The sequence below is a fragment of the Sphingomonas sp. R86520 genome (assembly GCF_042466285.1).
Classification (GTDB): domain Bacteria; phylum Pseudomonadota; class Alphaproteobacteria; order Sphingomonadales; family Sphingomonadaceae; genus Sphingomonas.
The window spans coordinates 1,304,002-1,329,081 of sequence record NZ_JAXHBZ010000001.1 but is presented as its reverse complement, the minus strand read 5'-3'; the positions used below and the strand labels follow the sequence as shown (position 1 = coordinate 1,329,081).

Below are 25,080 nucleotides of genomic sequence, written 5' to 3'. Positions count from 1 at the left end.
GAGCGCTAGGCGATGATGGATAGAGCGACGACGAAAGCCCGGACCTCGACGATTGGCGTGCCGGTGCCTCTAAAGGCATCCCGACCTTCAGCGCTCGTTGGCGGAAGAACTTGGCGGGAGAACTGCGCTGTTCATCTCGTCGATGCGGACCGCGAGGTCGCGCAGGTCACGCACCAGTTCGTCCAGTGCAAAGGAGATACCGAAGACGCGTCCTGCTACGTCGAGGCTAAGCGCGTTTCCCTCTGCGCTCGTCCGAAACGATGCAAAGGCGCTGGAGAAGGCCCCACGTGATCCGGCGATATCGATGCGTTCCACTGCCCTGCGCGTGCGCAATGCAGTACCGCACGCGGCCATGTCGTTGCCGATCTGCCGCAGCACGTCGGCCGCCGCTTCGCCAAGCAACACGCGGACCGGTTGAGGGAAGGGCGGATCCAGTGCGCGCGCGACCAACACGATGTCGGAGCGGATGCGCCACAGGGTGCGGGGAACGGCAGCCGGAATGGCGTGCCGCGAGAGCCGTGCAGCATGTTCGCGGTCCGCTTCCCGAAGCGCCTGCTCGATTGCGGCGAGCGCGGGACGCAACTCGACAAGGGGAACGACGAACGACGTCGTCTCGCCGGTTGCGACGGCGTCCGCCATGCGACCGATCAGGTCCAGCATCTTGTCGAGAGCCGCGGCGGCGCGAAGTGTAACCATGGCCTGCGACGAGGCCGGCAGGATGAGCGCCATCGCCGCGACGCCGATGGCACCGCCCAGCGTGATCTCGACGACGCGATCGATGACGAAGTCGGCGATGGGCGTGCCATGCGGCATCGTCAGCATCATGATCGACGCGGTGACGGGGGCGACCTTCAGTTGCGGCCGCAGCATCGCGACATAGGTGCCGAGCGCGGTCGCGGCGACCAGCGCGCCGCCGGTCGCGAGCGTACCGTCGTCGTGGATCAACGCGCCGAGTGCCCCCAGGCCTGCGCCGACGAGCGTACCCAGCATGCGGTCGAACGCGGCGCCGAGCGTCCCGCCAAGCGAGCCCTGCATGACGATCAGCACGGTAAACACCGCCCAATAGCCCTGTTGCAGGCCCAGCAACTTGTATGCGGCAAATGCTATGGCGCAGGCCACGGCAACGCGGAACGTCTGCTTCAGCGCGGGCATGTCGGGGGTAAAAATGGCGAAACCGGTCACCCGCCATCGCTACCGCAGTTTGCGGACCCCGTCACCGTAGCGACACGGTCTTGATCGGAGGCCGCAAATCGCCTGCGGTTGCTTGCCTCGAACGCAGGATCGTGTCGCGTAGCGTGCGAGAAGGCGCTGCACTCGCCTGACCGTCATCGATCCGCGAAGGCCCAGCGCAAGGTCCGGGCGAGTTGCCGGGTGCCGGACGTGACGATCGGCCGCGTCAGCGAGGGCGACCCCTGCAAGCCATGCATCTGCCGCGCCCATGGCGGAAGAAGGTCGACCGCCGCTTGCATCACGAACCGCTGGAGCGGGATGGCGAGCGGATTTGCTGGCTCCTGGTTCAGCACGAGCTGGGCGACTTCGCGCGTCCGCGTGTCGGCAACCAGTTGCGGTTGCATTGCCGTCATATAGTCCAGCGTCGTCCGCCGATCACGCGGCAATGGACTGGCGCCGAGAGAATGTCCGATATCGGCGAATGCAGCAAAATAGCTGTCCTGCTGCGCGGAGGTGAGCCGGCGGCTGCCGTAGCGTTGCCACGCCGCGAGAAAGCACCATGCTTCGGTGACGTGCACCCATGCGAGGAGGGCGGGATCGTCGGCGCGGTACGGCGTGCCGTCCGGAAGCGTGCCGGCAATGCGCGCATGGATCGCACGGACACGCGCGATGGCGGCTTCGGCATCGGCCCGGTCGCCATAGGTCGTCACGGCGATGAACCGTGCGGTACGACGAAGCCGACCCAGCATGTCGGCGCGGAAGTTCGAATGGTCCCACACGCCGGCAAGGACAGCGGGATGCAGCATCTGAAGCAGGAGGGCAGCAACGCCGCCGACCATCATGCTGGCCACGTCCCCATGCACGCGCCAGATCTCTGATTCCGGTGGAAACAGCGCGTTGCTGCTCCGGCTTACGGGCTCTTCGCCGCGTGCCCGATCGTTGAACAGCCCGCGGACGTGTCCGACGATACCGCTCTTGGCCTGATCACGTAACGATGCGGGGATCTCTATCATAGCGTCACGAACGCGCGATTACGCATTCGGTAACGGCGGCTGCTCGGCGACCGACAGGTTGCGCTATACGCGGGCTTCCTCCGAAGGGTCGGGCCAGCTGCTATCGCCCAGACCCGCAGTGAACTGCGGACGCCGAGTTTCTCGCGGAGATCGAAGCGCCGCATGCGAGCACGAGGTCTGTCCCGCACGCGCGCGAACGAGATGGTGATCGGTATCGGTTCCCGATCGCCCGATAATCCTTATGGTGGAAGCGCATTCCGCCCGACACCACCAAGAGGATGAGCCGATGATCCTGCACGCCGACGAGATACAGGATGTCGACGTCCCCGACAGCGGCCCGATGCGAATGCACCTCTTCCGGCCGGCAGGCGAAGGACGCTTTCCGGGCGTGCTGCTGTTTTCCGAGATCTACCAGGTGACGGCGCCGATCCGTCGGCTGGCCGCGATGATTGCCGGAAACGGCTATCTCGTAGCCGTGCCCGAGGTCTATCACGAATATGAGCCAGCCGGCACGGTCCTGGCCTACGACCCGGCTGGCACGGACCGGGGGAACACGCTGAAGTTCACAAAGCCCGTCGCCGCCTACGACGCCGATGCGCGGGCGGGCCTGACTGCGCTTCTCGAGCATTCGGCGTGCAATGGCCGGTTGGGGACGTTCGGCGTGTGCCTCGGCGGTCATCTCGCATACCGGGCGGCACTCGACCCGCGCGTTTCCGCCGCAGCCTGCTTCTATCCAACCGATATTCATTCGGGAACGCTGGGAGAGGGGCGTTCGGACGACAGCATGGCGCGCATGACGGAGTTGAAGGCCGAAACGATGTTCGTCTGGGGGCGGCAGGATCCGCATGTCCCCTTTGCCGGGCGTGAGATCGTGCGGGCGCGACTGGAAGAGGTCGGTGCGTCCTATGAGTGGCATGAGCTGAACGCGCAGCACGCGTTCCTGCGAGACGAGGGCCCGCGATACGACCCCGCGCTGTTCCTTCAAGCGCTGGCGCTGACGCTGGCATTCTATCGTAGCGCACTGTCATGACGCGTGACGAAGCGGCGTTTCGACCGGACTGAGGCACTAGCCGAACACCGCAGAAGGGCGGCATCCGCTATCGCGACCTGCTTCGCTGACGTGTCACGTGCCGACCTTGGACAGCAGCTTCAGGACCGATTATAGCGTATAGGCAGCGTTCGGGTTCACGCTACGGTGTCGGAAATTCGATGTCGCGCTGGTAGCGGGCAAGCGACGACGGTAAGCGGCGGTATGTCGATATACCCTGTCTTAGCGCTGATCCTCGCGTCCTCGGCCGCTACCGCGAGCGCCCCCGCACTGCCGCCGGGTCGTTGGGACGTCACGTCCACGGTCGTCGAACTCACCGTCCCGGGGGTCCCGGGCTTCCTCGTTCGGATGATGCGCGGCAAATCGAAGGCGGAGCGAAAGCATCTGACGTTGGGACAGGGTATCGAAGCGCTGCTTATCCCGGACCCGAAAGCGCAATGCCGCGTGGACAGCCAGAAAGTTGCGGGCGGTCGCTATGCGCAGGCCCTGAGCTGCCCGCAAAAACGTGGTGACCCGATGCATATCGCCCGCGTCGGCACCTATGATCGAACGGGTTTCGTTGGCGAGGCAATCGTCACGGGTATCACGCCAAAGGGGGCGATGAAGATCGTGCTGAACCAGCGCGCCGCGCGGGTCGGCGACTAGCTGGTTCGTCGGGCCGCTACCGCGCCTCACTTCTCGAGAACCCATCCTTGGTCGGGCCGGCGCTGGCCGGATCGGTTGCCCGATCCATCCCTAGCATCAGTACCGGCCATGAGTTGCGCCGAGAGTTGGCGAACGAATGCTGGGCTTTCATTCGCTGTCCCGAGACATCCCTTGAGCGCCAGCTACTGCGTTTGAGCACCGTTCGACGTCGAACCGCCGCCCTGTTGCCGACCTTCGAGCAGGAACGTGCCGACGGATGACTGCGGCGGAACGACCAGGGTCGACGTTCCAGCCGCCACGTCCTGAACGACGGTGATCGGCTTGCCCCTGACGCGTGCTACGCCGGTGCCAGTCCACCCGTGGACGGTGACAGCGATGGTCTTCCACCACGGCTTGAAGTTCCCCTCGGGCTTGGCGAAGTCGAGCGAGAGGCCCGCGGGCGTGATCGTGCAGCGTATCGTCTGGCGGTAAAAGCTGCGGCGGGTGTAGGCCAGCGTGCGGCCGTCGTCTTCGTACAGCGTGCCGAGGCAATCGGCGCCGGGATAGACGTCCAGACGCAGCGGGCCGTTCGGGGTTTCGCTCGTGCTCTGGACCAGGGGCTGCCGGGGCAGGATCGTGCCGGCGCGGACGAACACGGGCAGGCGATCGAGACGCGGCGTCTCCGTCACGCGGTCGCCGAGCGTGCGCGCGGTCGGCACTGCCTGCGTCGCGGACTGGATCGGGCCGGCGGTGGCGGGCTCGGGCGTGCCGACGCGTTGACCGGTCCAGTAATCATACCAACCACCAGCGGGCAGGCAGACGTCGTAGGTCTGCGGCGATTCCGGCTTGGGTGGCGGTGCGATCAGCAGCGACTTGCCGAGCGTGAACGCCATCGACTGGTCGCACGATGCCGTCGCGGCGGCGGGATAATCGTAGAATACCGGGCGCATGATCGGATCGCCGAACCGCGCGTTCTGGTCCGCCAGCGTGTAGAAATACGGCATCAGGCGATAGCGTTCCTCGATGAACCGGCGGCGGATCTCAAGGTGGTCGGGGCCGTCGACCCACGGCTCGACGCGCGGCGTGCCGGTCGCCGAATGGTTGCGGAACACCGGCGTGAACGCGCCGATCTCCGTCCAACGCGTGAGCAGATCGGGGCTCGGGCCGCCCGCAAAGCCGCTGACGTCGGCGGCGCTGTAGCCGAAGCCGGACAGGCCGAGGTTGATGATCTGCTGCACCGACAGCTTCAGGTGATCCCAGGTCGCGCTGTTGTCGCCGGTCCAGGTGACCGCGTAACGCTGTCCGCCGGCGTAGCTCGCGCGGGTCATCACGAACGGGCGCTCGTCGGGACGCAGCTTGAGCAGGCCGTCGTACGTGGCGCGCGTATTCTGCATGCCGTAGACGTTGTGCGCCTCGCGGTGATCGGTGATCCGCGCGGCGAAATCGTCGCTGTCGATGCGGTGGCGGGTGTCGAGCGGCATCGTCTTGGTCGGCGTCTCGAAGATCGCCGGCTCGTTCATGTCGTTCCAGAACCCCGCGATCCCGGCGTCCAGGAAGCCCTTATATTGCGTGCCCCACCACGTCCGCGCGGCGGTCTTGGTGAAGTCGGGGAACACCGACGGCCCGGGCCAGACCGGCGCGACATAGGGGCTGCCATCGGCGTTCTTGATGAACGCGTCGGCCTTCATGCCGCTCTGGTAGGGCGCGTAGCCCTGCTCGACCGCGGCGATGTGGAGGTCGGTGATCGCGACCAACTTGATCCCGTCCGCCTTCATCTCGGTGGCAAGCTTCGGCAAGTCGGGGAAGGTCTTGGCGTCGGTGGTGAACGGCCGGTTGCGATCCTGATAGCCGATGTCGAGCCAGATCACGTCGGTCGGCACGCGGTCGCTGCGCAGGCGGGCGGCGATCTGGCGGACCTCGTCGGCGCTGCCATAGCTGTAGCGCGACTGCTGATAGCCGAGCGCCCATTTCGGGGCGAGCGGCGCGTGGCCGGTCAGGTCGGCATAACGGCGCGTGACCTCCGCCATCGATGGTCCGGCGATGAAGTAATAGTCGATCGGGCCGTCGGGGCCGCCGAACGAGAGCGTCTCGGCATCGCGGTGGCCGAAGTCGAACCAGGTGCGGAACGTATTGTCGAGCAGGATGCCGTAGCTGCCGCCAGCGCCACCGGTGCCGATGAAGAAAGGGATCGACTTGTAGATCGGATCGTCCGCGCTGCTGAACCCGAACGCGTCGGTGTTCCAGTCGACGAAGCCGTGGCCGCGCCGGTCGAGCCCCTGCGTCTTGTCGCCAAGGCCGTAGAAATGCTCGGCGATCGGCAGCGTCTTCGCGATCGCGAACGCCTTGCCGTCGGTCGAGACCGGCGCGGCGTCGGCGGAAATGATCTTGCCGTCGAGCGTCTCGAAGGTGATCGCGCCGCCTGCACCGACGCGGACGCGGACGCTGGCGGTGGTGAAGCCATCGGGGGCCGCGGTGACGGCGATCTTCTGGCGGCGGACCTCGGCGGGAACGGCCCAGCTGGCGTCCTCTGGGAACAGGCCGTTCTTGGCGACGCGGACGCGGATCAGACCGTCGGTCATCGCTGTGATCCGCGTCGCCTTGGTCCCGACCTGGACTTCTACGCCGTCGCGGTTCGGGACCAGCTTTGGTGCTGCGACGACGCTCGTCTGGGCATGGACGGGTGCGCTGCCGATGGCGGCGGTAGCGGCGAGCAGGAGGGCGATGCGTTTCATACGTGATCCTTGTGGCCCGCCAGATGGCGGAGGCGAGAGGCGTGCGACCCGAAATTCGATACGCAACGGGTCAGGAAATCGTCGATCTTCGGCAGGTCGATCGGATCGATATCGGCGCCGGGCTGAATGAGCCGTGCGGCGTCGGGAAAGGTGCCGTAGCCGGCGAACAGGCAGTGCCAGCTGATCGCCGAATAATAGCGGCCGAGCCCGGCGCGATCGATCGCCGCGACCATGTCCGCGCCGGTGAACCAGGTCGACATCAGCATCTTGAGGTCGTCGGACAGGGCTTCGATACCGCGCGCTTCCGCCCAATAGCCGGTCGGATCGTCGTGGCGCTGATTCAGCCGGTAATGCGCGACGATGTAGTCGCGGACGCCGTCGTAGCGCGCTGCGATGCGCGTGTTGAACGCGGTGCGGACCGCGTCGGTCGCGCCGCCTTCGTCGATTGCGGCGAGGAATGCCTCGACGGTCGCGATGACGAGATGCAGCGCGGTCGCCTCGAGTGGCTCGAGGAAGCCCTGTGCGAGCCCGACTGCGAGCGCGTTGTGCGACCAGCTGTCGCGGAGTCGGCCGACGCGCATCTTGAGGTGGCGCGCTTCGCCTACCTCGGCGCCGATATGCGCGCGCAGTTCCGCTTCCGCCTGTGCTTCGGTCAGGTGGCGGCTGGAGTAGACATAGCCGTTGCCGTTTCGGCTGGTAAGCGGGATGTGCCACGCCCAGCCGGCCGACAGCGCGGTCCCGCGCGTTTGGCTGGGGATCGGCGCACCGGGGGTATGCGCGGTGGGCATGACCACCGCGCGGTCGTTGAACAGCGCGCCGGCATAGCTGACGAACGGCATTTCGAGCGCGTTGAAGATCGTGCCGCGGAACCCGCTCGCATCGATGAAGAAATCGCCTGCGATGCGCTCGCCGTCGGTATCGATCAGCGCGGCGATATCCCCGGTCTGGGCGCGCTCGACGCTGTCGATCCGGCGCTGCAGATGGACGATGTCCAGTCTCTCGGTCGCATGCGTGGCAAGGAAGGCGCCGACCTTGTACGCGTCGAAGTGATAGCCGTAGCTGACCTCGAACGGGAAGTTCGCGGCCGGTTGCGGCGCGCAGTTTCCGACGGCTAGGCGATCGGGCAGCAGGAACTGGTCGGGATGCGCCTGAACATCGCGCCCCGTCCGCCGTGCCCGCGTGTTGTAGAAGAACTGCGGCGCGGTGTGGCCGTCGAGTTCGGTAGGGAAGGGGTGGAAATAGCGTTCGTACCCCGCGCGGTCGGACCAGCCTTCGAAGCCGATCCCCAGCTTGTAGGTCGCGTCGCACGCCGGCATCCACTCGGCTTCGGCGATGCCGAGCGTGTCGAAGAAATGCTTCAACTGCGGCGTCGATCCTTCGCCGACGCCGACGATGCCGATCTCCGGGCTTTCGACCAAGGTCACGCGGACGCCGCGATTCCGCCAGCGATGCGCGATCAGGCACGCGGTCATCCACCCGGCGGTGCCCCCGCCGAGGATGACGATATGCTGGCCGGGTCCGTCGATCACCGTTGCAGCACCAGCCCGGACAACGGCGGCAGCGTCGTCGCGTCGGCGCCGTCGGTCGCGAACAGCATGTCGCCGTCGATGGAGATGCTCGACGGCCAATCACGTGCGTCGTCGCCGAGATTGAACACGCACAGCAGCGTCTCGTCCGCGGACTCCCGCTCGAATGCAATCACCGCATCGTCACTGTGGACGATCCGCAGGCTCCCGAGCCGCAGCGCCGGATGCGCCTTCCGCGCGGCGATCAGCGTCCGCGTCCAGTGCAGCAGCGACGTCGCGTCCGTTTCCTGTGCGTCCACCGCGATCGCGCGGTGATCCTCCCCGAACGGCAGCCAGGGCTCGGTGCTGCCGAACCCGAGATCGGGCGCGGCGCCGATCCACGGCATCGGGGTACGCGCGCCGTCTCGGGACAGGGTCAACGGCCAGTTCGCGATCGCTTCCGGGTCCAGCAGGTCGTCGAACGCGATGTCGACCTGCGTCAGCCCCAGCTCCTCGCCCTGGTACAGGAAGATGTTACCGCGCAACGCGACGAGCAGCAGGATCTTCATCCGCGCGAACGCCTCGCGCTGGTCGGGCGTGGTCCAGCGCGATACCGCGCGCGGCGCGTCGTGGTTCTCGAACGCCCAGCTCGGCCAGCCGAGACCCGGCGTATCGGGCCAGTTGCCGACCGCATCGACGATCAGTTCGGGCGTGAGTTGGTCCGCGTACAGGAAGTCGAAGCCGTACGCGCTGTTGAGCCGGCCATTGCCGCCGGTAAACAGCTTCATCTCGCGGTCGCTGTCGTCGCCGCCGACTTCAGCGACCGTGAACCCGGCGCCGTATTCGTCGAGCAGCGCACGGATCCGCTCGATGAAGCCGACGATGTCCGGATGGCTCTGGTTGTACAGCTTCTGCTGGAAGTCGAACGACCGCGTCCGCGGCCGATTGGTCGCGGGTGCAGGCGGATTGTCGGTGAGCGCCGGGTCGTGCATCGCGAAGTTGATCGCATCGAGCCGGAAGCCGTCGACGCCGCGACACAGCCAGAACCGCGCGGTCGCGATCAGCTCGTCCTGCACCGCGGGGTTATGCCCGTTGAGCTGCGGCTGGTCCTTCAGGAAATTGTGCATGTAATATTGCCCGCGCCTGGCATCCCAGGTCCAGGCGGGGCCACCGAACACCGACTGCCAGTTCGACGGCGGTGTGCCATCGGGCTTCGCATCCGCCCAGACATACCAGTCCGCCTTGTCGCCGCTGCGCGAGGCGCGGCTCCGGCGGAACCAGTCATGTTCCTCCGAGGTGTGCGAATAGACCTGATCGATGATGATCTTGAGGCCGAGCGCATGCGCGCGCGCGATCAGGGCGTCGAAATCGGCGAGCGTACCGAAGATCGGATCGACGTCGCGATAATCCGACACGTCGTAGCCGAAATCCTTCATCGGCGAGGTGAAGAATGGCGACAGCCACACCGCATCGACGCCCAAGCTGGCGACGTAGTCGAGATGCGCGGTGATGCCCGGCAGGTCGCCGATCCCGTCGTCGTTCGAGTCCGCGAAACTACGGGGATAGATCTGGTAGATCGTCGCACCCTTCCACCATGGGCGGTCGGCGGCAGCGTCAGGCATTCGTACAGGCATCAACGAGTCTCCGCGGCGCAGACGGCATAGCCGAACGCGGGCAGGGTTAGTGTGACACTGCCGGGGGCAGCAGCGCGGGCTGCGCATGTGCCGGCGAGCGTAGCGAATTGCGTTGAGCGGGTCTCGACCTGCACCGCCTGCCTGAGCGGCTTCGCGGAGGTATTGAACGCAAGCAGGGTTTCTGCACCCGTTGTCGGATCGAAGCGCGACACGGCGAGCAGACCGGGCGTTTCGCTACGGCTACGCATCAGCGTGCGGCCGCGGGTCAGTGCGGGATGCGTCACGCGGAGTTTCGCCAGCGCGGCGATCTCGCGGAACAGCGGATTGGTCTCGCCAAAGCTTTCGGTGGCGGTCGTCTTGGTCGTGCCGAGCAGCCGGTTGTCGTTGTAGATCGCGACCTTCGACGCGAACATGTCCTCGCGCGCATCCTGGTCGTTGCCGTCGCTGACGAAGCCCTGTTCGTCGCCCGAATAGATCGTCGGGACGCCGCGCAAGGTCAACAGCATCGCGTTCGACAGCAGCACGCGCTTCAGCACTTCCTCGTCGGACGCCTGTGGGAACGCCTTGCGTACGAACGTCGCGAACCGCCCGTCGTCATGGTTGCCGGTGAAGGTCGGCAGGATCGCCGCGGTGTCGACGCCCTTCGCATACAGCACGTCGCCGTCGAACAACGCCTCGAACGCATCGGTGCCGCGCGTGCCCGCGACCGTCTCGACCACCGCCTGGCGGAACGCGAAGTCGAGCACCGCGGGCAGCTTGTCGACGACCGTATGCTGCGCGAGCACCGCGGGGCGGATCTCGTGGTCGGAGACTTCGCCGAAGATGTGGAAGTTCGGGATGCCGTTCGCCTGCGCGCGCGTCAGCATCGCCGGCACGAACTGCGCCCAGAATTCCGGGTTCACGTGGCGCGCGGTATCGATGCGGAAGCCGTCGACCTTGAACCGGTCGATCCACGATCCGAAGATGTCGATCATCCCGCTCACGACGCGCGGGTTCTCCGTCATGATGTCGTCGAGGCCCAAGAAATCGCCCATCGTCGAGCTCTCGTTCATGAAAGTCGTGTCGCCGCGATTATGGTAATAGATCGGGTCGTTGAGCCACGCGGGCACCTTCACGGTCCGCTCGGCGGCGGGCACGTACGGCGTGTAGGCGTAGGTCGTGTCGGTCAGCCTGGCGAAGTTCGCCGCGGTCTGGACGCCGTCACCGACGAACCCGGGATTGATCGCCTTGCCACCGACCCCGCCCTTGCGCTGGTACGGATAGGTCGCGCGGTCGCGGTACGGGCAGGGCATGCCGACCGAGCATTCGCGGTACTGGATCACGTCGGCGGTGTGGTTGATGATGATGTCCATGTACACCTTCATCCCGCGCTTGTGGGCGGCGTCGACGAACGCCGTCATGTCGGCATTGGTGCCGAGATGCGGGTCGACCTGGGTGAAGTCGGTAATCCAATAGCCGTGATACCCGGCGGATTCGTGGCCCGGCGCGCCTTGCACCGCCTTGTTCTTGAAGATCGGCCCGAGCCAGATCGCGGTCGCGCCGAGATGCTGGATATAGTCGAGCCGCTTGGTCAGCCCCTTCAGGTCGCCGCCGTGATAGAAGCCCTTGGCGGTCGGATCATAGCCGGTCTTCAGCCGATCGCCGGCGATCCCGCCGCGATCGTTGCTCGGGTCGGCGTTCTCGAACCGGTCGGGCAGGACGAAATAGATCACCTCGTCCTGCGGCGCACGCGCGCGGTAGTCGGCGGGCGGCACGGCGGCGGTGCCCGACAGCGCGAGCAGGATGGCGGCGGCAATGCTCATGCGCCAAGCCCTGCCGCTGCTGCACAATGCTGGGCGACGAACGCGGCGTGGTCCTGCATCTGGCCTGCCTCGCGCGCGTTCAGCTTGTCGATCGTGTCCATGAACTCCCCCAGGTCGCTCGTCGATATCGCGTCGGCCAGCGGGTGGTGGCCCGCCGGCATGATGCCTTGTCCGGCCAGTACCTGAAGCCAGCCGACTTCGGTGAACAGCTCCTCATGCTCGCGGACGATGTGTCCGTTGCCCCGCCACAGGTCGATCTTCGCGGCGAGCGTGTCGGGGACGGCCATGTCGCGGCATTGGCGCCAGAACGGCGTGTCGTCGCGCGCGGTCGCCTTGTAGTGGAGGATGATGAAGTCGCGGATGCGTTCGTATTCGAAGTCGCTCTGGCGGTTGAACTCGGTGCGGTCGGCTTCGGCGATGACGCGGCCCGGCAACAGCTTTAGCAGTCGCGAGATCGCCGATTGGATGAGGTGGATGCTGGTGGATTCGAGCGGTTCCATGAACCCGGCGGCGAGCCCGAGCGGGACGACGTTGCGGTTCCACATCCGCTTGCGACGACCCGTGCGGAACGCGATCGTCCGCGGATCGGCCATCGCCGGCGTGTCGAGCCCGGCGAGTAGCGTCGCCGTCGCCTCGTCCTCGCTCATGTGCGCGCTGGAGAAGACGACGCCGTTGCCGGTGCGATGCTGCAAGGGAATGCGCCACTGCCAACCGGCGGCATGCGCGGTCGAGCGCGTGTACGGCGTGAACGCTTCGCTGCGCGCCGAGGGTACCGCGATCGCGCGGTCGCACGGCAGCCAGTGCGTCCAGTCCTCGTACCCGGTGCCGAGCGCTTGCTCGATCAGCAGCCCGCGAAACCCGGTGCAGTCGATGTACAGGTCGGCGACGACCGTCGTGCCGTTCTCCAGCACGACGCCGGAGACGTCGCCGCTCTCGCCGTCGCGCGTGACGCGGACGATCTTGCCTTCGATCCGGTTGACGCCCCGCGTTTCGGAATAGCGCCGCAAATACCGTGCGTAGAGACCGGCATCGAAATGATACGCGTACGGCATCGCCGGCAGGACACGCGACGTGCGGGCAGGACCGCGCTGCATCCGCTCGGCGAGCGCGGCGTGCGTATTGAGCGAATAGGCGCCCAGATCGCCGGCCAGCCCGAGCGACCGCGCACGCAACCAATATTGGTGGAACGGCAACAGACCGACGTCGCGCCCGACATCGCCGAACGCGTGCATGTAGCGATGGCCCGGCTTGAACCAGTCGACGAACTCGATGCCGAGCTTGAACGTGCCACCCGTCGCGCGCAGGAACGCGTCCTCGTCGAGCCCGAGCGCGTCGTTGAACAACCGGATCTGCGGGATAGTCGCCTCGCCGACCCCGACCGTGCCGATCGCGTCGGACTCGATCAGGTCGATCTCGAACCGGGCATCGAGGAAGCGAGCGAAGGTCGCGGCCGCCATCCACCCGGCAGTGCCGCCGCCGGCGATCGCAATGCGCAAGGGTTGGTTGGCCATCGTCCGCGTTCCCGCTTCCAGTATATCAGGCACGGGCGCGGCGCGATCGGGAGGACCGCGCCGCGTTCGATCCGATCAGAACTTGTACGTGATGCCCACATAGTAATCGCGGCCATAGCGCTGATAGTCGATCACCTGGCGCTGGTCGCCATTCTGGTACGTCACGAACGGCCGATCGGTCAGGTTCTTGGCCTGCGCGAGGATCGCGAAGTTCGCCAGGGGCCCGCTCTGGAATTCATAGCCGACCTGCGCATCGAGGATGCCTTCGGACCGCGCGGTGCGATAGGTCGGCGTCGACGAGATACCGGCGACTTCGGCGAGGAAGGACGAGCGGTAGCGATAGTTGACGCGCGCCTGGAAGCCCTTCTTCTCGAAGTAGAAGGTGCCGCTGCCGGTCAGCTTCGACAAGCCGGGCAGGGTGATCGCATCGACCGGGTTGTTGGCGTACTTGATCTCGGATTCGGTATAATTGCCCGAGACGAAAATGCCGAACCCGTCGAGCGCCGACGTCACGGCCTTGAACGGCAGCGAGAAGGTGCCCTCGACGCCCAGCACCGAGCCGCGTCCGGTATTCGCCGGAGCACTGACGACACCGGCCTGCAGGCCGTTCGCGACGACGATCGCACGCTGCGCCGGGGTCAGCGCGCTCAGCAGCGAGGAGAAGTCATAGGCATAGCTGTTGTTCGGATCGACGAAGTCGGTGAGGTGCTTGAAATACCCCGACAGCGCGACGTAACCGCCGCCGGCGAAATATTTCTCGAACGACAGATCGATGTTGGTCGACTGGTACGGCTTGAGATTGACGTTGCCGCCGGTCGAGGTGAACACCGGGTTCAGCCCGGGATTGGTGTTGTTCGCCTGGATGTTCGCGACGTTGATGCCGACCGCCTGCGTCACGCGCTCCTGATCGAGGCGCGGGCGGACCATCGTCTGCGAAGCGCCCAGCTTCACGAAGCCGAGCGGGATCAGCTCGACCGACATCGTCGCCGACGGCAGGAAGTTCGTGTAGGTCACCTTCTGCGCGGCGGGTGCATTGGTCACCACGCCGCCGACGACGCTGGCGATCTGGCCGTCCGAACGCTGATCGCTATGCACGACCTGCGCGCCGATCGAACCCTTCAACGCCTTGTCGCCGAGATCGCCGTCGAGCGTGATCTTGGCATAGCCGGTGTAGATGTTCTCGGTCACCGTATTGTCGCGGACCAGCGACTCCGGGCGGTTGTCGTAGAAGCTGTTGTAGCTGTTGTTGTAGAGATACAGCGGATCGAGCGCGAGGGCAGCTGGAACGCCGAGATAGTCGAGCGGAACGGTGCCGATGATGGCGTCGGACGGCACGGCCGCCGACGTCGGCGTGCCGCTGGCAACGGTGCAATCGACGCCGGTACCCTTCGGGCACAGGAAGTATGATTTGTAGGCGCTGGTCTTCTCGCGGCGGCTATAGTTGCCACCGGCTTCCCAGCCCTTGACGATGCTGTTGTCGAATTCGCCGTTCAGGCTCGCGCGGAGCGACTTCAGATCGTCCTTGAAATCCGGATTGCCGAGGAAGCCTGCCTGCACCACGGCCTGCGTGCCGTTATAGCCCCACCCTTGCGGATCGGTCAGTTTGAAGACGTTGGTATCGGTATAATCCAGCGTCGGCACGATCTTGTAGGTGCCGTTGGCGTTCTGCGACACCTTGACCGTGTCGCCCGGACCCGACGCCTGATAGCCGGTGCCGGTGTAGGTCTCGAGCGTGAAGTCGGTGCGCGTCGCGCGGCTCCAGCTCGCGTCGACGTTGAGGTGGATCTTGTCCGTCAGCTTCAGGTCGTTGTTCCAGCCGAGCGAGAAATTCTCGGCCTTGCGCTGGTTGAAGTCGTTGCGCTGGATTGCGTGAACGTTGTTGAACGTGATCGCGTCGGCGAACCCGTCCGAGACACCGGTGATGTTGGTGTTGGCTGCGCCGACGTTGCTCGCGAGCGGGAATTCGATGCCGCGAAGGTGCTGCGTCTCTTCGAAATGCGAATACAGCGCGTCGAAGGTCGAGTGAAAATTGTCCGAGGGCTGCCACTCGATCGTCGCGACGCCACCATAGCGCTTCAGCTCGTTCGACTGGACATAGGGCTTGGCGCCCTGGATGACGTATGGATCGGTGGCGGTGCCGGTACCGTTATAGCCCCACGCATTATAGCGCTCGTCCTGCGACGGGGTCTGCGTCGCCGACACGCCGATCGCGATGCCGAGCGTGTCGTTGGCGAACTTATCGACATAGGTCGCCGATGCGCGGTAGCCGTAGCGATCGCCGTCGGGATTGAGCTTGTCGATGCCGTTCATCTGCGCACGGGCGCTGACCGCGATGATGCGGTGGGCCTGATCGAGCGGGCGCAGCATGCGCAGATCGACCGTACCGGCGACACCGGCAGCGATCAGCGACGCGTCGGCCGACTTGTAGACGTTGACGTTCTTGAAGAATTCCGACGGATATTGGTCGAACTCGACGCCGCGATTGTCGCCGGTCGTCACCTGTTCGCGCCCGTTGAGCAGCGTGGTCGAGAAATCGGGGCCTAGGCCGCGGATCGACAGGCGCTGATCGCGACCTTCGAGACGCTGGGCCGTTACACCCGGCAGGCGTGCGAGCGAGTCCGCGATCGACACGTCGGGCAGCTTGCCGACGTCCTCGGCGGAGATCGAGTCGACGATCAGGACCGACTGGCGCTTGATCTTGGCGGACGAGTCGAGGCCGGCGCGGATGCCGGTGACGACGATATCGGAGTCGGCGGTCGGCACGGCCTGCGCCGCGGCGGTGGCGGTATCGGCTGGCTCGGGGGTCGGTTGCGCGGTCGTCGTGATCGCGTCAGCCTGTACCGGCGCGGTCGGATTGGCGTTTGCAGTGCCCGGTGCGGTTCCGGTCGTCGCCTGCGCGAACGCGGCCTGGCCGGGCAGGATCAGCGCGGCGGCGAGCGCGGTTGCACTGACGCGGAGCGCAAGGCGGCCATGCGCGGAAATGCCGAACGCCGCGCGTGCGCGCAACGGAGTAGACTGGCTCATGAAATCCCCTTCAGGCGAGACAAATCCCGCGCATCCTCAATTGCTTCTCGTGGTATCCCCGACGTCATGACGATGCGTCGGGTGTCGCAACGCCGCTATATTTCGGGTGAGGTCGTTGCAAAAGAGACGAGCATACGTATTCACTGGTTCATGCAGACCCTGTCTCTTCTGGACCACGCTCGCGGGCAAAGGCGCTGACGATGAACCGTCGCCCGACATCGTTTGACATCGCGCAGCTGGCTGGCGTGTCGCAGCCGACCGTGTCGCGCGCGCTGCGTGGCTCGAAATCGGTCAATGCGCAGACCCGCCAGCGGATCGAGGCAATCGCGCAGAGCCTGCATTACGCGGTCGACAAGCACGCATCGTCGTTGCGAACCCAGGCGGCGAACACGCTCGCGCTATTGTTTTTCGAGGAACCGGCCGAGGACGATTCGACGATCAACCCGTTCTTCCTGTCGATGCTCGGATCGATCACCCATGCTTGCGCGCGCGCCGGCTACGACCTGCTGATCTCGTTCCAGCAACTGTCGGGCGACTGGCACGTCGATTACCAGGACAGTCGCAAGGCCGACGGCATCATCCTGCTCGGCTATGGCGACTACGAAGCATATCGCGCGCGCCTCGATCACCTGACCGAACAGGGCACCAAGGTCGTACGCTGGGGCGCGGTCGGGACCGGACCCGCGGGGATCACCGTCGGATCGGACAATCGCGGCGGCGGCCATTCTGCCACGGCGCATTTGATCGCGCGCGGACGACGCCGGATTGCGTTTCTGGGGGCGGCTGATGGACGGTATCCCGAACTCGAAGACCGCTATCGGGGATACCGGGACGCCTTGGAGGCTGCCGGGCTGGAGCTGGACGAGCGGTTGCAGGTCGATGCCATCACGGCGGAGGAAGCTGGTCAGGACGCAGTCGCCGAACTCGCCCGGCGTGGCGTCACGTACGATGCTATCTTTGCGGCGAGCGACAGCATCGCGATCGGTGCAATGCGCGCCCTGACGGCGGCCGGACGATCTGTCCCGGACGACGTGGCGATCGTCGGGTTCGACGACATCGCGTCGGCGCAATTGACCACCCCGCCGCTGACCACGGTCACCCAGGACGCGCGCCGGGCTGGCGAGGCGCTGGTGCGGACGCTGCTGGCGAGGCTTCGGGACGAGGTGACCGAAGATTCACCGCTCCCGACGCATCTGGTGATCCGGGCGAGCAGCGGGACGTAGCGCGAAGATAATCGTGCCCGTGCGGGGCAGGGCCGCGTCGTCCGGAGCAGTCCGTCACGCTGACGAAAGTCCGGACGACGGGAGCGGGCTCGGTCGGTGCGCTGCCGGCCGGCTCAGTCGTCGAAGAGAAACAGGTTGAGCGTCAACCGTCCTGCCAGCGGGTCCGCGCTCAGCACCACTTCGGGCGGCAGATACGCGCAATGTAGGGTGTTGCCCGCGTAGATGAGCGCACGGTTGAAACGGGCCGGCCGAACCGCGACGCAGTCGTACAGCGCCGTGTCCCCGGCGATATACGCCGCTTCGGGCATCCCGTGCGTGCCAACCCCGCGCTCCAGCTCCGCCTTGAACCGGTCGAGCCGCGACGCATCAACGCTTTCGTAGCCGGTCGACCGCTGGCGATAGAACGCGGTGCCGCCTTGCTCGTCATGCCCGAGGAACAGGAGCACGGCGATCCGTCCCGGCTCGACGCCATCGAAATGCGGCAGGCGCTGGATCGGGGCCAGGTCGGCGGGGGCGGTGGTGACCAGCGAATAATAGGCCTCCGACACCGCCGGCGCCGGATCGAGCCCGAAATGCCCGGCCAGCAACGGTGCGATCCGTCGGCGCATCGTCGCGGCCAGGCGAGGTGGTACGAGCGCGCGGACGCCCGGGTAATGGGGGCCGATCGGCGCCATGCGCAGGCTGGCGGCATCCTCGCGCAGCGCATCCGGGTCGGGCCAGAAATCATCGATCGCGATCAACGGTCGTCGCTCGTTGCCTTGCTGGTAGATCGTGGTTTTCGTTATGTCGGTCATTGCGCTGCCGTCATGCCGCGGTGACGTGCCACGCGGCAAGGTATTCGTATGCATAGTTGTTTTGCCACACGCTTGGCGGCAAGCCGACGTCTCAGGATCGCCGCGCGGACAAGCGGCGGCCGACGGGAGAGGCGCATTTTGACCGAAAAACCAGTCCAGGGCTTTGGCGGTCTTTGGAATATCAGCTTTGGATTCTTCGGCATCCAGATCGGCTTCGCGCTGCAAAACGCCAATATGAGCCGGATTTTCCAGACGCTGGGCGGGTCGCTCGACGACCTTTCCTATCTCTGGGTCGCGGCACCACTGACGGGTTTGCTCGTTCAGCCAATCATCGGTCACTACAGCGATCGCACCTGGACTCGCTTCGGTCGTCGCCGCCCGTATTTCTTCGCCGGCGCCGTGCTCGCAGCCCTCGCGCTGTTCGTGATGCCGGAAGCCAGGATGCTCTGGCTCGCCGCGCTGACATTGTGGGTGCTCGATGCCTCGGTCAACGTCTCGATGGAGCCATTTCGCGCGTTCGTGGGCGACATGCTGCGCAAGGATCAGCACACCGCCGGCTATGCCTTGCAGACCGCGTTCATCGGCACGGGCGCGGTGGTCGGGTCGATCTTCCCGTTTGTACTGGCGCATCTGGGCGTGTCCGGCGATGCCCTGGCCGGCGTGCCCGATACGGTACGCTACAGCTTCTGGGTCGGCGGCGCGGCGTTGTTGCTTGCGGTCCTGTGGACGGTCGGCAGCACGCGTGAATACAGCCCGTCGGAAATGGCAGCGTTCGGCGAACGCGACGCCGACGAAGCGCTGGCCGTGCCCGTCCGTGCGCTCGCCAGCCGCGGCTTGGCGAGCGGCATCGCCTGGATCGTGGCCGGGATCTTAGTGATCGTCGCGGTTCCCGAACTGGCGCTGCAGAAGGAAGTGTACCTGCTCGGCGGGCTGCTCGTCGCCTACGGTGCCGCGAGTCTCGCCGGGATCATCCTCGCGCGCGGCGGCAATACCGACAACGCGCTGAGCCAGATCGTCGGCGACTTTGCGGCGATGCCGTCCGTGATGAAGCGTCTCGCGCTCGTCCAGTTCTTCAGCTGGTCGGCGCTGTTCATCATGTGGATCTTCACCACGCCCGTGGTCGCCCAGTACATGTACGGATCGAGCGATGCGACGAGTGCGGCCTACAACGCTGGCAGCGACTGGGTCGGCGTGTTGTTCGCGGTCTATAACGCAGTCGCGGCGCTGGTCGCGCTGCTCGTCTTGCCAGCGCTTGCGCGACGGATCGGTCGGGTGAAGACGCATATTGCCTGCCTGATGTGTGGCGCCGCCGGGTTCGCCAGCTTCCTCGTGGTGCGGGATCCGACGCTGCTGATCGTCAGCGAAGTGGGCGTCGGCATCGCCTGGGCGTCGATCCTCGCCATGCCCTACGCGATCCTCGCCTCCAGCCTGCCCCAGGCCAAGCTCGGTATCTATATGGGATTGTTCAATATCTTCATCGTCCTGCCGCAGTTGCTGGTCGCGACTCTGATGGGGTCGGTGCTGAAGGCGTTCTTCCCGACCGAACCGATCTGGACGATGGCGTTCGCCGCGGTCGTCCTTGCGCTGGCCGCGCTGGCGATGCTGCGCGTCCCCGAAATCACCGATGGAGTCTCCTAATGCGCCGCGCCCTCACCGCCGCCCTCGCTTTACTCGCCGCCGCTGCGCCGATCGCGGCCCAGCGTCCGCCGCTTAATCAGCGGACGGAGGCGGATTACACCCCGCGGCCGTATGTCAGCCTGACCAACGCGCCCTGGGTGAAGGACGCCGTGATCTACCAGATCAACACGCGGCAGTTCACCAAGGAAGGCACGTTTCGCGCTGCTCAGGCGCAGTTGCCGCGTCTCAAGAAGCTCGGCGTCGACATCCTCTGGCTGATGCCGATCCAGCCGATCGGCGTGAAGAACCGCAAGGGTACCCTCGGCAGCCCTTATTCGGTGCGGGACTACACCGCGGTGAACCCCGAATTCGGCGACAAGGCGGACCTGAAGGCGTTCGTCGATGCGGCGCACGCGCAAGGGTTCCACGTGATCCTCGACTGGGTCGCGAACCACACCGCATGGGACAACAAATGGGTCACGCAGCATCCCGACTGGTACAAGCGCGACTGGCACGGCGATTTCCACCCGACCCCGTGGTGGGACTGGACCGATATCATCGACCTCGATTATTCGAAGCCCGGCCTGCGCAAGGCGATGACCGAGGCGATGGCCTATTGGGTCCGCGATTTCGGGATCGACGGCTACCGCGCCGACGTCGCCGGCTACGTCCCGCTCGATTTCTGGGAGGGCGCGCGCGCCGATCTGGAGGCGATCCGGCCGGTGTTCATGCTCGCCGAATGGAAGACGCCCGACCTGCTCGCGCGCGCGTTCGATGCGACCTATAGCTGGCAGTGGTACGAGACCGTGGAAGGCATCGCCGCTGGCACCTCCGACGCGACCGCGCTCTATGGCTATTACAGCGAGAACGAGAAGGCGTGGCCCAAGGCCGGCATGCGGATGCTGTGGATCGAGAACCACGACATCAATGCCTGGCACAAGACGCAATTCGAGGCGTTCGGGCCGATGCTCGACGCCGCCATCACGCTCGAGATGGTCGGCGAAGGCATCCCGATGATCTATGACGGGCAGGAGGCCTGCAATCCCAAGCGCCTCGAATTCTTCGAGAAGGATCCGATCGTCTGGTCGAAGCCATGCCGACTCGACGCGCTTTACCGCGACCTGATCGCGTTCCGTAAGGGCCACCCGGCGCTCGCCAACGGCAAGTGGGGCGCGACGATGGTCAAGGTCGAGAACGACAAGCCCAAACAGGTCTTCAGCTTCGTGCGGCAGCAGGGCGCGGACAAGGTGTTCGCCGCGTTCAACTTCTCCAAAACGCCGGTCACTGTCACCTTTCCTACTACGCTGCAGGCAGGGCGGTACCGCGCGTTCCGGACGGGACAGGCGGTGACGGTGGCAGCGGGCCAGACGATGACGCTGCCGGCCTGGGGCGTGACGCTGCTTGCCGGATCGTAGAGCGCCTTTGGAGCGCAGCGGAATGTGCAACGGCCGGCACCGCGCGCTTGGACGGAACATGGTCATGCGGGATTACGCATTCCGATGAACAATAACGCGGTTCGGCGCTTCTTGTCCTGAGTGCGCGCGTCTACCCAAGGGTGAGGCGCAGCCGGCAACGATCAAGGGCGAGCAACACGATGACCGAAGCAACCTGGGGCGATGCGACGAAGACCCCCGCCATCGATTGGCGTATGAGTGCTGCGCTCGAGAACGTGCCGCGCGGCAACAGCGACATCGCCGAAGTCACGAGCCTTGCCAGTGCCGTCCGTGCATGGGTCGATCTAGATCCTGAACACAAGGCGGCGGCGACGCTGACGGCCGAACGGCCGGTTCAGATCGAAGGCGTCTCGACGTCGTCGTTCGCTGGCGAAGGCATCGCGGTACTTGCCGAGCGGCTTCCAGCCGCGACAAAGGGCTGAGGTCGTTGGCGGGCCCCAGCGTTCGGTTTCAAGGCGGTGACGGGCTTTGGATCGCGGAACGGGAAAGCATCGGGTTCATCGGCGCGACGAGCCTCGGCGACGTCGAATTCCTGATTACCGCGGATGCCCTGGCTGAAATGCAAGATCCGGATCTCGACGGCATCGATCCAGAAACCGCGATGGAGATCTTCGAGGAACACGAAGACGAAATTCACCGCGTCGCTCTGCGAGAGTTCGTCAAGCGTCTCGGCGGAGAACCGCCGATCCTGCTGACGTCCGCCGATCTCGACGTATAATGTCAGAAGGTCCTCGGGAGCGTCGTTCGCCTGACCAAGCGTCGTCGATCGCGAGCACCGCCGGCAGCGCCGTCGCCAGCACCACGCCGCACATCGACGCGCGCCAGGCTGATCCGAACCCGGTTCGTAAGTTGGTCTTCATGGACTTCGAAGCGTCTTCGCTCGGCAAGCGCAGCTTCCCGATCGAAGTCGCCTGGGTGTTTCAAGACGGCGGTTCCGAAACCCATCTCATACGCCCGGCGCCGGGATGGGAAGACTGGAACGACGATGCACAGCGGATACATGGTATATCGCGGGCGGAACTGGAGCGCGACGGGGCGCCGCATGATGTCGTCGCTCGCCGGATGGTAGAGGTCCTGGCGGAACACGACCTCCTAGCCTCCGCGCCGAGTTGGGACGGCAAGTGGCTGAGTGCTCTCCTACGCGCGGCCGGAATTCCGCGTCACACGTTACGTCTGCGCGACACCGAGGACGCGCAACGGGACGTTGCGAGACGCCTGCTCATGGACGTGATCCGCGCCGAGGCGCTGGACGCAGAGGTCGAGGACGTCATCGTGCTGACAGGTGTGCGCGACCGCCACGGCGTTCCCGCCCATCGCGCGCTTGCCGACGCCGAAGAAGAACGGCAGCGTTGGATAGCCGTGCGTGACGAAGCTGCGCGGCGACGTGCCCGGGTGCGTTGACGGCCTACGAAATGATGAAACAGGATTAACGAACGGTCGGCTTGTCTTCGGGTCACTCGATCGGTTTCAGCGACCCGCCCTGAAGATAATTTAGCGTGACGGGAACGACGGTCGTGCCGGCGCCGACACGGACCTGCACGGTCTTCGGATCGGGCTTGCGCGAGAACAACATGTCGAACAGCGTGACGTGCGGGTTGCCCGACGCGCCACCGCCGTCGCCGCGATCGGTCTTGCCGTTGGCGTTGATGTCGTGCCGCACGTCGACGGCATAGATACCAGGCCGCTCGACCGGCATGCAGATCGCGACCGGGCCCTGGCGCGGCACCGCAATCTCGGTCCGCAGCAACGCCTGTTTCTTGTCGAAATAGCTCGAAGTCGCCCCGCCGAACACGCGGACGCGAACGTTGCCGGCACGAGACCTGAACCCGCGGACGTCGACGAGAATGGCCGGATGCTGACCATCAGGTGCGCACTTCGCCGCGTCGTGGCTCGCTGGCTCCGCGACGATGCTCGGCGTTACGGACAATGCTGCGATGAACAAACCAATCATACTTGTCGGCTTTCGCTCTTCTGCGTCGTGGAATCAATGCGGATCTGACGCTTGGTGGAGACGGTCAACATCGGACCGCAGGACGTCAGCGTTCTCCAAATAGCGCGCGCTGCGCCTTTTCGAGCTCTTCGGCATAGCGCCGCCTGACAAAGGTTTCCGAGAGGATGCCCAGCACTGCCCGGTCGTCGTCAAGTACGGCGAGTTCGTCGGCGGCCGACGCATCGAAACGGCGCATCACCTCGGCGATGTCCATCATCTGCGTCAGCGCCGCGTCGATGGCGACGGCGACCGCACTCACGGGTGACTGAAGATCGAGACCTTCGGCATAGGCGGTCGGCGTCTGGACGATGCCAGCGTAATGGTCCTCGCCATCGGCGAGCACGGTCCTGCTCGTGGCGCCCAGCGGCACGCGACGACGAAACTCCGCGATCGTCGTCGCCGCCGGCAGCACCTTGGTCTCGCGGCGCATCATCCGTCCGGCCGTCAGCGTCTTGACCCAGCCGACGTCGCGCGCGCTCTTGATCGTCTCGCCGCGCAGATGAAGGCGCCACGTCGAGAAGCTGTAGCCGAACGTCTCGCGGACGATCGTCGACGATACCAGAGCCGCCGCCAGCACCGCCCCGGTCAGCGCAAAATCATGCGTCGCCTCCAGCACGAGCATCGCCATCGTCATCGGCCCACCGACCACCGCGACGGCAAGCGCCGCCATGCCGACGAGCGCCGCGTTGCGCGGATCGACCACATCGTAACCGACGACCGCTGCGAGGCTGCCGGCGAACAGATGGCCCACGAGTGTCCCGAGGAAGAGCGATGCGAAGAACAGCCCGCCGCGGAAACCAAAGCCGAGGGACACGATCGAAGCCGCGCTTTTGGCAAGAAAGATCATCGCGATGAACGCCAGCGGTGCGCCGAGCGCGAGATCGGCATGAAGCGCGCCGTGGCCTGCCGACAATACCTGCGGAGAGATTAGCGCGACCGGGATCAACAACACGCCGCCGACCGCGAGACGCGCCCAGTCCGGAAGCTTAGTGCGACGGGTGCCGGCTTCGACCGGGGCGACGGCGCGCATGAGCACGATGCCGATCCCGGCACACAGCGCGCCCAGTCCCGCATAGACCAGATAGTGATGCGTTTCGATCGGCGTCGTCGATACCGCGTCGATCACGTAAGGGTGGGTGCCGAGCAGTTGCGCGGCGAGCGTGCCGGCCAGCGCCGCCGCGACCACCGGTGCCAGCGCAGTCGGCGTGTAGGCGCCGATGACGATCTCGAACGCGTAGAATGCGCCGGCAAGCGGGGCACCGAAGGCGGCGGCGATTGCCGCACCCGTACCTGCGCCGACGAGGTTGCGGAGATCGGCGCGTCGCAGGTTGACCACGCGACCCGCAACCGAGCCGATCGCGCCACCGAGTTGCGCATAGGCCGCCTCGAGTCCTACCGACGCGCCGAAGCCGTTCGACAGCATCGTCTGCCCTGAGATCACGAGGCTGTCGGGCACCGACATCCGGCCGCCGTGCAGCGCATTGGCCTCCACCGCATCGACCAGCGGTCGTTTGCGGGCACGTGTCGCCCAGGAGAATGCGGCAAGTACCACGCCGCCAATCGGCAGCATGATCAGCGAGGCGAGGGGTAAGGCTGGCATCGCACTCAGACGTGCGGTCGACGCCAGGCCGAACAGCACGTGCTGCATCGTCCGGGCGACGGCGCCCTGCAGCACGCTGAACAGCCCTGCGGCTGCACCGACGATCGTTGCCAGGACGATGAACGCCGCCTCGCTCGCGCGAACGCGGCGGCGGATCCATTTGAGGGACGAGAGAGCGGACAGGGGCGGGCGCCTGGCTGGAGAGACGGACCAGTTCGTCTACACCAGCAGACCCTCGCTCCGGCAATCCTTCGTCGTCGATTAGACGGCAAATTCATCGCCTGTCCGAGGCATCGTGTCCGGACAGGGGCGCGCCTATCCGCGGTACCGCAATGCGTC

General features: G+C 65.7%; 19 protein-coding genes. 8 read left to right on the top strand and 11 right to left on the bottom strand.

Translation table 11 applies throughout. The features are described 5' to 3' along the window. Nucleotides 1-87 precede the first annotated feature (87 nt). Both SJY41_RS06075 and SJY41_RS06070 read right to left on the bottom strand, forming a co-directional pair. Nucleotides 88-1,182: an FUSC family protein gene (locus SJY41_RS06075; protein WP_380779963.1), complete on the bottom strand. Its 1,095-nt coding sequence runs from the start codon at nucleotides 1,180-1,182 to the stop codon at nucleotides 88-90. Nucleotides 1,183-1,325: 143 nt separating this feature from the next. Next, nucleotides 1,326-2,183 (bottom strand): oxygenase MpaB family protein, encoded by an 858-nt coding sequence (locus SJY41_RS06070; RefSeq protein ID WP_380779961.1) that lies wholly within the window; start codon nucleotides 2,181-2,183, stop codon nucleotides 1,326-1,328. 286 nt (nucleotides 2,184-2,469) lie between these two features. Here SJY41_RS06070 and SJY41_RS06065 point away from each other — a divergent pair, with 286 nt between their 5' ends. Next, on the top strand, nucleotides 2,470-3,213 hold the full coding sequence (locus SJY41_RS06065; protein WP_380779959.1) for a dienelactone hydrolase family protein: 744 nt from the start codon (nucleotides 2,470-2,472) through the stop codon (nucleotides 3,211-3,213). 222 nt (nucleotides 3,214-3,435) lie between these two features. Then, nucleotides 3,436-3,876 (top strand): DUF3617 domain-containing protein, encoded by a 441-nt coding sequence (locus SJY41_RS06060; protein WP_380779957.1) that lies wholly within the window; start codon nucleotides 3,436-3,438, stop codon nucleotides 3,874-3,876. A gap of 182 nt (nucleotides 3,877-4,058) precedes the next feature. Here the strand turns inward: SJY41_RS06060 and SJY41_RS06055 are convergent, their stop codons facing one another. From SJY41_RS06055 to SJY41_RS06030, 6 genes are all read right to left on the bottom strand, one after another. Next, the gene (locus SJY41_RS06055) at nucleotides 4,059-6,587 is read right to left on the bottom strand and encodes a TIM-barrel domain-containing protein (protein ID WP_380779955.1); all 2,529 of its coding nucleotides are present in this window, start codon (nucleotides 6,585-6,587) and stop codon (nucleotides 4,059-4,061) included. Continuing rightward, nucleotides 6,584-8,116 (bottom strand): tryptophan halogenase family protein, encoded by a 1,533-nt coding sequence (locus tag SJY41_RS06050; protein WP_380779954.1) that lies wholly within the window; start codon nucleotides 8,114-8,116, stop codon nucleotides 6,584-6,586. The genes SJY41_RS06055 and SJY41_RS06050 overlap by 4 nt, the downstream gene beginning before the upstream one ends. Then, nucleotides 8,113-9,714, bottom strand: a complete 1,602-nt coding sequence (locus SJY41_RS06045) for an alpha-amylase family glycosyl hydrolase (protein ID WP_380779952.1) — start codon at nucleotides 9,712-9,714, stop codon at nucleotides 8,113-8,115. The genes SJY41_RS06050 and SJY41_RS06045 overlap by 4 nt, the downstream gene beginning before the upstream one ends. An 11-nt stretch (nucleotides 9,715-9,725) precedes the next feature. Continuing rightward, on the bottom strand, nucleotides 9,726-11,528 hold the full coding sequence (locus SJY41_RS06040; RefSeq protein WP_380779950.1) for an alpha-amylase family glycosyl hydrolase: 1,803 nt from the start codon (nucleotides 11,526-11,528) through the stop codon (nucleotides 9,726-9,728). Beyond that, nucleotides 11,525-13,039, bottom strand: coding sequence for a tryptophan halogenase family protein (locus tag SJY41_RS06035; protein ID WP_380779949.1), 1,515 nt, complete (start codon nucleotides 13,037-13,039; stop codon nucleotides 11,525-11,527). Before SJY41_RS06035 ends, SJY41_RS06040 begins: the two co-directional genes overlap by 4 nt. Nucleotides 13,040-13,114: 75 nt before the next feature. Then, a complete protein-coding gene (locus SJY41_RS06030) occupies nucleotides 13,115-16,063 on the bottom strand; it encodes a TonB-dependent receptor (RefSeq protein ID WP_380779947.1) in 2,949 nt (982 codons plus the stop codon). A 200-nt stretch (nucleotides 16,064-16,263) separates the two neighbouring features. Between SJY41_RS06030 and SJY41_RS06025 the strand changes: the two genes are divergently transcribed. After that, entirely contained in the window at nucleotides 16,264-17,286 is a 1,023-nt protein-coding gene (locus SJY41_RS06025; protein ID WP_380779945.1) for a substrate-binding domain-containing protein, read from the top strand. 113 nt (nucleotides 17,287-17,399) lie between these two features. Here SJY41_RS06025 and SJY41_RS06020 read toward each other — a convergent pair whose 3' ends face one another. Continuing rightward, entirely contained in the window at nucleotides 17,400-18,080 is a 681-nt protein-coding gene (locus tag SJY41_RS06020; protein ID WP_380779943.1) for a DUF6445 family protein, read from the bottom strand. Nucleotides 18,081-18,128: 48 nt separating this feature from the next. Between SJY41_RS06020 and SJY41_RS06015 the strand changes: the two genes are divergently transcribed. From SJY41_RS06015 to SJY41_RS05995, 5 genes are all read left to right on the top strand, one after another. Beyond that, on the top strand, nucleotides 18,129-19,718 hold the full coding sequence (locus tag SJY41_RS06015; RefSeq protein WP_380779942.1) for an MFS transporter: 1,590 nt from the start codon (nucleotides 18,129-18,131) through the stop codon (nucleotides 19,716-19,718). Then, nucleotides 19,718-21,112, top strand: a complete 1,395-nt coding sequence (locus SJY41_RS06010) for an alpha-amylase family glycosyl hydrolase (protein WP_380779940.1) — start codon at nucleotides 19,718-19,720, stop codon at nucleotides 21,110-21,112. Before SJY41_RS06015 ends, SJY41_RS06010 begins: the two co-directional genes overlap by 1 nt. A 179-nt stretch (nucleotides 21,113-21,291) precedes the next feature. Further along, a complete protein-coding gene (locus SJY41_RS06005) occupies nucleotides 21,292-21,573 on the top strand; it encodes a hypothetical protein (protein WP_380779938.1) in 282 nt (93 codons plus the stop codon). Nucleotides 21,574-21,578: 5 nt separating this feature from the next. Then, nucleotides 21,579-21,869 (top strand): DUF1488 family protein, encoded by a 291-nt coding sequence (locus SJY41_RS06000; RefSeq protein ID WP_380779936.1) that lies wholly within the window; start codon nucleotides 21,579-21,581, stop codon nucleotides 21,867-21,869. Nucleotides 21,870-22,009: 140 nt separating this feature from the next. Beyond that, complete coding sequence (locus SJY41_RS05995) at nucleotides 22,010-22,552, top strand: transcriptional regulator (RefSeq protein ID WP_380779934.1); 543 nt, start codon at nucleotides 22,010-22,012, stop codon at nucleotides 22,550-22,552. Nucleotides 22,553-22,604: 52 nt separating this feature from the next. Here the strand turns inward: SJY41_RS05995 and SJY41_RS05990 are convergent, their stop codons facing one another. Beyond that, nucleotides 22,605-23,102: a DUF2141 domain-containing protein gene (locus SJY41_RS05990; RefSeq protein ID WP_380779932.1), complete on the bottom strand. Its 498-nt coding sequence runs from the start codon at nucleotides 23,100-23,102 to the stop codon at nucleotides 22,605-22,607. Nucleotides 23,103-23,187: 85 nt separating this feature from the next. Beyond that, complete coding sequence (locus SJY41_RS05985; protein ID WP_380779930.1) at nucleotides 23,188-24,816, bottom strand: chloride channel protein; 1,629 nt, start codon at nucleotides 24,814-24,816, stop codon at nucleotides 23,188-23,190. Nucleotides 24,817-25,080: the final 264 nt, after the last annotated feature.

Excerpts from the sequence above, each read along its gene's own strand:
- SJY41_RS06070 (WP_380779961.1), bottom strand. The coding sequence starts at position 2,183 with ATGATAGAGATCCCCGCATCGTTACGTGATCAGGCCAAGAGCGGTATC.
- SJY41_RS06065 (WP_380779959.1), top strand. The coding sequence starts at position 2,470 with ATGATCCTGCACGCCGACGAGATACAGGATGTCGACGTCCCCGACAGC.
- SJY41_RS06060 (WP_380779957.1), top strand. The coding sequence starts at position 3,436 with ATGTCGATATACCCTGTCTTAGCGCTGATCCTCGCGTCCTCGGCCGCT.
- SJY41_RS06055 (WP_380779955.1), bottom strand. The coding sequence starts at position 6,587 with ATGAAACGCATCGCCCTCCTGCTCGCCGCTACCGCCGCCATCGGCAGC.
- SJY41_RS06045 (WP_380779952.1), bottom strand. The coding sequence starts at position 9,714 with ATGCCTGACGCTGCCGCCGACCGCCCATGGTGGAAGGGTGCGACGATC.
- SJY41_RS06040 (WP_380779950.1), bottom strand. The coding sequence starts at position 11,528 with ATGAGCATTGCCGCCGCCATCCTGCTCGCGCTGTCGGGCACCGCCGCC.
- SJY41_RS06035 (WP_380779949.1), bottom strand. The coding sequence starts at position 13,039 with ATGGCCAACCAACCCTTGCGCATTGCGATCGCCGGCGGCGGCACTGCC.
- SJY41_RS06030 (WP_380779947.1), bottom strand. The coding sequence starts at position 16,063 with ATGAGCCAGTCTACTCCGTTGCGCGCACGCGCGGCGTTCGGCATTTCC.
- SJY41_RS06025 (WP_380779945.1), top strand. The coding sequence starts at position 16,264 with ATGAACCGTCGCCCGACATCGTTTGACATCGCGCAGCTGGCTGGCGTG.
- SJY41_RS06020 (WP_380779943.1), bottom strand. The coding sequence starts at position 18,080 with ATGACCGACATAACGAAAACCACGATCTACCAGCAAGGCAACGAGCGA.
- SJY41_RS06015 (WP_380779942.1), top strand. The coding sequence starts at position 18,129 with ATGCATAGTTGTTTTGCCACACGCTTGGCGGCAAGCCGACGTCTCAGG.
- SJY41_RS06010 (WP_380779940.1), top strand. The coding sequence starts at position 19,718 with ATGCGCCGCGCCCTCACCGCCGCCCTCGCTTTACTCGCCGCCGCTGCG.
- SJY41_RS06005 (WP_380779938.1), top strand. The coding sequence starts at position 21,292 with ATGACCGAAGCAACCTGGGGCGATGCGACGAAGACCCCCGCCATCGAT.
- SJY41_RS05995 (WP_380779934.1), top strand. The coding sequence starts at position 22,010 with ATGGACTTCGAAGCGTCTTCGCTCGGCAAGCGCAGCTTCCCGATCGAA.
- SJY41_RS05990 (WP_380779932.1), bottom strand. The coding sequence starts at position 23,102 with ATGATTGGTTTGTTCATCGCAGCATTGTCCGTAACGCCGAGCATCGTC.